We start from the raw sequence: 5,420 nt of genomic DNA, 5'->3' as shown, positions 1-5,420 counted from the left end.
CTCGGCAACGCATTGACGCATGCTGACGCCGTATTCCAGGCTGTTGTCCCGACAGGGCAATGGTTTGCCGCGGAGTTATGCGATCCGGCGACCTTCGCGCTGGTCGGCTGCACGGTCGCTCCGGGTTTTGAATTCAGCGAATTCGAACTCGCCGACATCGCGGTATTGACGAAAGCGCATCCGCAGCACGCGGATGTGATCGCCCGGTTGGGACCACGGGCCTGAAAAGCCAGGCGAAAAAAAGCGGCGCTCTTCTGATAGAGACGCCGCTTTCTCGTGGCCGTTATTCCTATAGATTCGCTCTCACCGCATCGCGAACGGCATCCATCATGCCGCCGTGATTGAGCGGGATATCGAGTGAATCGGCGTAGACGTCCTGATCCGTCTGTGCGCGTGCCTCTTTCGGTTCGCGTAGCACTTGCGACTCATACGCTGTGTCTGCTGACCGGATGGTGTCACGAGCTACGGCGCGCTGCGCTTGAAAACTCTTCACGATGAACTCCTTGCAGTGATGGAGCGGCGGGAGACTGCGATCCTACGCAATTGCGATGACAAATTTACGACGCGCGGTCCTGCCGATGCGCGTCATTAATCTGTCGGGCCGTTCGCCTGAACCGCGTTGCGCATCCAGCAATGAAAGTGCGGCTCTACAGTGTAATAGCTGTCACAGCGATGGAATCGTACTTCTGGCTTATGAAACGAAGAGAGGTATATCAGCAGCGAGCGCGGAATTTGGCTTGGAAATTGCCGGATCGAAGAGGCGGTTGCAAGAGGTACACACAATATCTGCGCGGGTTTCGGAACACGCATCCACGGCAGCGCGATGCCACGCGGGCGAAAGCCTCGACGCAGGTTTGCCTCACCATGAGAACTTAAAGCGCCGCCTCAACATCAAAGCGGCGCAACGCCGCGTTTCATATTACGGAAAGCGCGTCCGCATTGTGCGGTAGCGTTTCCGTAGCATTTTCTCGTGGCTAGGTGGCTTGCTCAGGCGTGCTGATCCTGCAGATCGGCGTCGCAGTTCTCATTCTGTGGCATGGAAGCCGCAAGAATCATCGCCGATGCGTTTTGCGGTTTCGGATCCCGTTGCGACGGCCGGTAAACCGCGTCGCCCCGATGAATGACTTCGCCGGTCAGGGCGCACGCACCGTCGGTCGTCGCGGTGGTCACGCGCCAACCCTGATAACCGTAATGGCAAGTTGCCGCATCCGACCAATAAACAATCGCAGTGGCGCTGCTCGGCCGTTCGATGACACGCACCACGGCTTCGGGAAACGGCCGTTCGGATTGCGCCGGTGGCGCCGCAACGTGCGGGTGATCGCGCTCCCACGCTCGCGTGAGCCGCTCTAAAAAAGGATGGACGGCCCGTTGCCGCGGGGCAGTTTCTGCCGCGCTTGCGTGAGTCGCTGTCAACGAGCGGACCGTCTGTTGCCACGGGTCCGCGCTTCTGGCTAACGCTGTCATGGTTCGTTCCTGGCATGGTTCACGCTCGAACTTACGCAATCGGCGTGTTCCGATAAATACCATTCAGGTGAATACACTGTCTTGTTAGCGCGAATAATCGCAACCGACGCTTATGCAATAAGGCTTTGCCCGATGTTGCGCCGCCGCGGCCAACATGATTGAAGACGATTGAAACTTTTAATTATTGCGATAGGCCATCGATTCGCCGGGTATTTCGCATGCAGACATCGTTGCGCCGATCGAAACGTATGGAATATGTAAGGTGTCAAACTTTGCGAGAAAGCCTTGGAATGCGTCTTGCGAACGCCATACTGGCTACCTACTACAACACTGAACGAGGTACTCGTGAAGAAAAGTCTTATCGTTACGGCAGTTTTGTTTTCGACTTTGGGCGTGGCATCAGCGGCATTTGCGCAAGGCGCTCCGGGCGGCCCCGGCGGTCCCGGTCACGACGACCACGGCAGCCAGCAGCAGCGCCCGGGCGGTCAACCGCCGCAGGGTATGCAAGGTCACGGCAACGGCTATCAAAATCAGAATCAGGCGCAAAACCACGGTCCGCAGGGCAATTCCGGCGGCCAGCACTACGACAATAACCGTCCGCCTCCCCGCGCCGACAACGGCCCGGGACACGGTGGCCCCGGCGGTCCTGGCATGCGTGGCGACAGCCCGCGCGAATGGCGCCGTGGAGACCGGTTGCCCAATGATTACCGCGACCGTCAGTATGTGGTCGACGACTACCGCGGCTATGGCCTGCGACAGCCGCCACGCGGATACCACTGGGTTGGCGTTGGCGGCGACTATGTCCTCGCTGCGATCGCAACGGGCGTGATCGCTCAGATCGTGCTCAGCGGCGGACGCTAAAACCAGCCGGTTGGCGTAACGCAACGCAAAGAGGCCGTTCAATGAACGGCCTCTTTTGTTGTGCCGGTGAACGGGCGCTCAACTTGGATCTGCAATTGCCTTCACCACACGAGCCAGCGACTTCAGCGTGGCGTCAGGCGAATCCTCGAATTGTGCACCGATGATGGCGCCATCCACGGCCATTGCCAGCGCGCGAGCATCCGCCTTGGCGGTCCTGGAACCGGCAGGCAGCAATGTCCTGATGACATCCGCCATATCCTGTTTGTGACGCCGCGAGATATCGACCGCTTCAGGCAGCGTACCGCCCACTTCCACCACCGCGTTGATGAACGCGCACCCGCGATACACCTCGCTCCCGAACCATTCCGCGAGCGTGGGCACGAGCGCGCTGGCATCGCCGCCGTAGCGTTTGACGGCGTCCTGGAACCACGCCATCCAGTTACGATGCCGGTAATCCAGGAACGCCACGATCAGATCGTTTTTCGCCGGATAATATCGATAAAACGTCTTCTTTGCGACGCCCGATTCTGCGATCACGCGATCGATTCCCGTAGCACGTATGCCATCGCGGTAGAACAGATTGTGCGCGGTAACGAGAATCCGTTCGGCGGGCGGCAGGTCCGCCGCGAAGTCCTTGGTGGAAGCAAGTAGGTTCATGATCGACCATTGTAGACAGGTCTGTCTACCTGCGCTAGAGTACGCCGGTAGACAGACCTGTCTCCACTAGCCAAGCCGCTCGATAACCTCGCCAAGGACCCGTCATGGAAAGCAAGCCGCCGTTCCCCCCGTTCGATGCTGAAACCGCCAAGCAAAAGGTCCGTCTCGCTGAAGACGGATGGAATTCGCGCGATCCCAAGCGGGTTGCGCTGGCATATAGCGAAGACACCCGCTGGCGTAATCGTGCGGAGTTCGTGTCGGGCCGTGCTGAAGCCGAGGCATTTCTTGAGCGCAAATGGGCGCGTGAACTCGACTATCGGCTGATCAAGGAGTTGTGGGCATTCACCGGTTCGCGGATCGCGGTGCGTTTTGCCTACGAATGGCACGATGATTCGAAGAACTGGTTTCGCAGCTTCGGTAACGAAAACTGGGAATTCAACGAAGCGGGTCTGATGACGCATCGGCATGCGAGTATCAACGACTTGCCCATCAAGGAGTCAGAGCGCAAATATCACTGGCCTCTGGGTCGTCGTCCCGACGATCATCCCGGCCTGAGCGACCTGGGCTTCTGAAGCCGGTAGCATCTGGCGCGGCGGCTGAAGCCAGCATTTGCGCGCGCTCCAGCGCCGACACGATCACATCGACGGCGCGATCGCGTGCAATTTCATCTTGCTGGCGAAGTGCAAACGACGGGTGATAGGTGGTGACCAGCCATCCGCCGTTGAACGGCAAGGTCTTATCCAGATGACTGCCAAGCGTGGCCTGTTTCCCAACAAGACTGTGCAGCGCGGTTGCGCCCAGCGCGACGATCACGCGTGGCCTCACCGTCGCGAGTTCCTGCTCGAGCCACACAGAACAGGCATCGACTTCACGTTGTGCCGGCGTCTTGTGCAGCCGGCGCTTGCCGCGCGGTTCCCACTTGAAGTGCTTGACCGCGTTGGTCATGTACACGTCGGCGCGATCGAGGCCGGAGCGTTGCATTGCCGAATCGAGCAGTTGTCCTGCGGGACCGACGAACGGACGCCCCTTCAGATCTTCCTGATCGCCTGGCTGCTCGCCGACCAGCATGATCGCGGCCTGTACCGGACCTTCGCCCTGCACGGCTTGCGTCGCTTCGCGCCAAAGCTCGCAGCGGCGGCAGGCATCGAGGGATGTGGTTGCATGGCGGGCAGGCTGGGCCTTTTCCGCTTCCATGATGATTGCCTTGCCGCTCGTCAGGCTGAGCGCGCCGACACCGCTCGCCTGCGCCACTTTTCCGGCGCCGCTGCGAGCCTCGCTGATCATTTGCGGAATCAACGGGCCCTCCGGCAAGCCCTTCCAGAACCGCACGGGCATGTGCTGATGCAAGGCGGTTTCGTTGAGGCGCGCCGGATTGAAGGTGCTTTTGTAGTAAGTCAGCCAGAGTTTTTCGGCATCGTCTTCGTTTTCAGGAAGGTGGTCGGCCGCGATCGCGGGGCGTCGCTCGATGCGCAGTTCCGTCCCGCTCCACATGGCGGCGCCGTGGGGCGTGGTGATCATCCACGATGAACGGCCCATGCGCTGAGCAAAGTGATCGGCGCTCCAGGCGAGGACATCGTGATCGGGTTCGTACCACGCGACATATTCCGGCGCGCCGAGGGCCGGGTCGCGTTTGCGGAAACGCACGTACGCGATCATGTCGTGTTGCGCGCGCCGAACCGATTTGGCCATCTTGTGCAGACGCACGCCGTCTTCGTCGGCGGCCGATTCCACCGCGCGGTCGCCCTGCGACCATCGCCAGATCAGCTTGTAGAGGAATGCCCAGCGTTCGGAATCGCGGAATGACGCCGCTTCTTTCAGCAGCGTTGCAAAAGTCTTGGAGATCGAGAGAACGGGCGCATCGGAGGGCAGGCCGGGCGGCTTTTCTGCGTCGAAAAGAGAGGGGTCGCTTGCCGTGTGGTCGCTGATTTCCCGCCATTCGATCAATTCCGGCGGCAGTTTCTCCGCGAGCGCCGACAACGCAGCCGCGCGCCAAGCAGCATATTCACCATCGATGACAACCGTCCGCATCCGCATGAGCGCCCCGGCTCACAAAAGGGAGAGCTGAACCGGCGCGGCGGTGAGCGCGCGGCGCAGATGCTCAGACGATACATCGCGAATTGGCGGCTTGTAGTCCTCCGTCGTGACGAAGGGCCGTACTTTGTCCATGCTGCACCTGAGGCGCACGAGGTCGTCGTAGCGAATCTTGCGGGACCGTCGCAAATCGACAATGCGTTTTGCGTTTCTCATGCCGATGCCCGGCACCCGCGCAATCATCCTCAACGCCGCCTTGTTCAGATCCACGGGAAAGCGTTCGCGATGCCCGAGCGCCCACGCGAGCTTCGGGTCGATATCGAGCGAGAGATTGCCCGGGCCATCGAGCAATTCGGACGCACTGAACCCATAGCCGCGCATCAGGAAATCCGCCTGATACAGCCGGT

Annotated in this window: 7 protein-coding genes and 1 pseudogene; 3 read left to right on the top strand and 5 right to left on the bottom strand. The window is 60.4% G+C overall.

The genetic code is table 11. The annotated features are described in order from the left end of the window. Positions 1–225: cupin domain-containing protein (locus tag ACFFAR_RS23460; RefSeq protein ID WP_174364306.1), on the top strand; the 225-nt coding region annotated here is incomplete at its 5' end. 64 nt (positions 226–289) lie between these two features. On the opposite strand, the gene ACFFAR_RS23455 is transcribed toward ACFFAR_RS23460, so the two are convergent. Together ACFFAR_RS23455 and ACFFAR_RS23450 are read right to left on the bottom strand one after the other, a co-directional pair. After that, positions 290–493, bottom strand: a complete 204-nt coding sequence (locus ACFFAR_RS23455; RefSeq protein ID WP_062002613.1) for a hypothetical protein — start codon at positions 491–493, stop codon at positions 290–292. Positions 494–987: 494 nt separating this feature from the next. Continuing rightward, positions 988–1,464, bottom strand: coding sequence for a DUF3331 domain-containing protein (locus ACFFAR_RS23450; RefSeq protein ID WP_174364307.1), 477 nt, complete (start codon positions 1,462–1,464; stop codon positions 988–990). A 345-nt stretch (positions 1,465–1,809) separates the two neighbouring features. On the opposite strand from ACFFAR_RS23450, the gene ACFFAR_RS23445 reads away from it, so the two are divergent. After that, entirely contained in the window at positions 1,810–2,325 is a 516-nt protein-coding gene (locus ACFFAR_RS23445; RefSeq protein ID WP_375508558.1) for an RcnB family protein, read from the top strand. A 78-nt stretch (positions 2,326–2,403) separates the two neighbouring features. Here ACFFAR_RS23445 and ACFFAR_RS23440 read toward each other — a convergent pair whose 3' ends face one another. After that, positions 2,404–2,982: a TetR family transcriptional regulator gene (locus ACFFAR_RS23440; RefSeq protein WP_174364308.1), complete on the bottom strand. Its 579-nt coding sequence runs from the start codon at positions 2,980–2,982 to the stop codon at positions 2,404–2,406. A gap of 104 nt (positions 2,983–3,086) precedes the next feature. On the opposite strand from ACFFAR_RS23440, the gene ACFFAR_RS23435 reads away from it, so the two are divergent. After that, a complete protein-coding gene (locus ACFFAR_RS23435) occupies positions 3,087–3,554 on the top strand; it encodes a nuclear transport factor 2 family protein (RefSeq protein WP_086382792.1) in 468 nt (155 codons plus the stop codon). Here the strand turns inward: ACFFAR_RS23435 and ACFFAR_RS23430 are convergent. Together ACFFAR_RS23430 and ACFFAR_RS23425 are read right to left on the bottom strand one after the other, a co-directional pair. Beyond that, positions 3,472–5,010, bottom strand: a complete 1,539-nt coding sequence (locus ACFFAR_RS23430) for a UdgX family uracil-DNA binding protein (RefSeq protein ID WP_174364310.1) — start codon at positions 5,008–5,010, stop codon at positions 3,472–3,474. The genes ACFFAR_RS23435 and ACFFAR_RS23430 overlap by 83 nt on opposite strands. A gap of 18 nt (positions 5,011–5,028) precedes the next feature. Further along, positions 5,029–5,420 (bottom strand): annotated as a pseudogene (locus tag ACFFAR_RS23425) (biotin synthase); the annotation flags it as partial.

The sequence above is a fragment of the uncultured Caballeronia sp. genome (genome assembly GCF_964243625.1).
In the GTDB taxonomy this organism is placed as follows: domain Bacteria; phylum Pseudomonadota; class Gammaproteobacteria; order Burkholderiales; family Burkholderiaceae; genus Caballeronia.
This window is presented reverse-complemented; position numbering and strand designations above follow the sequence as displayed.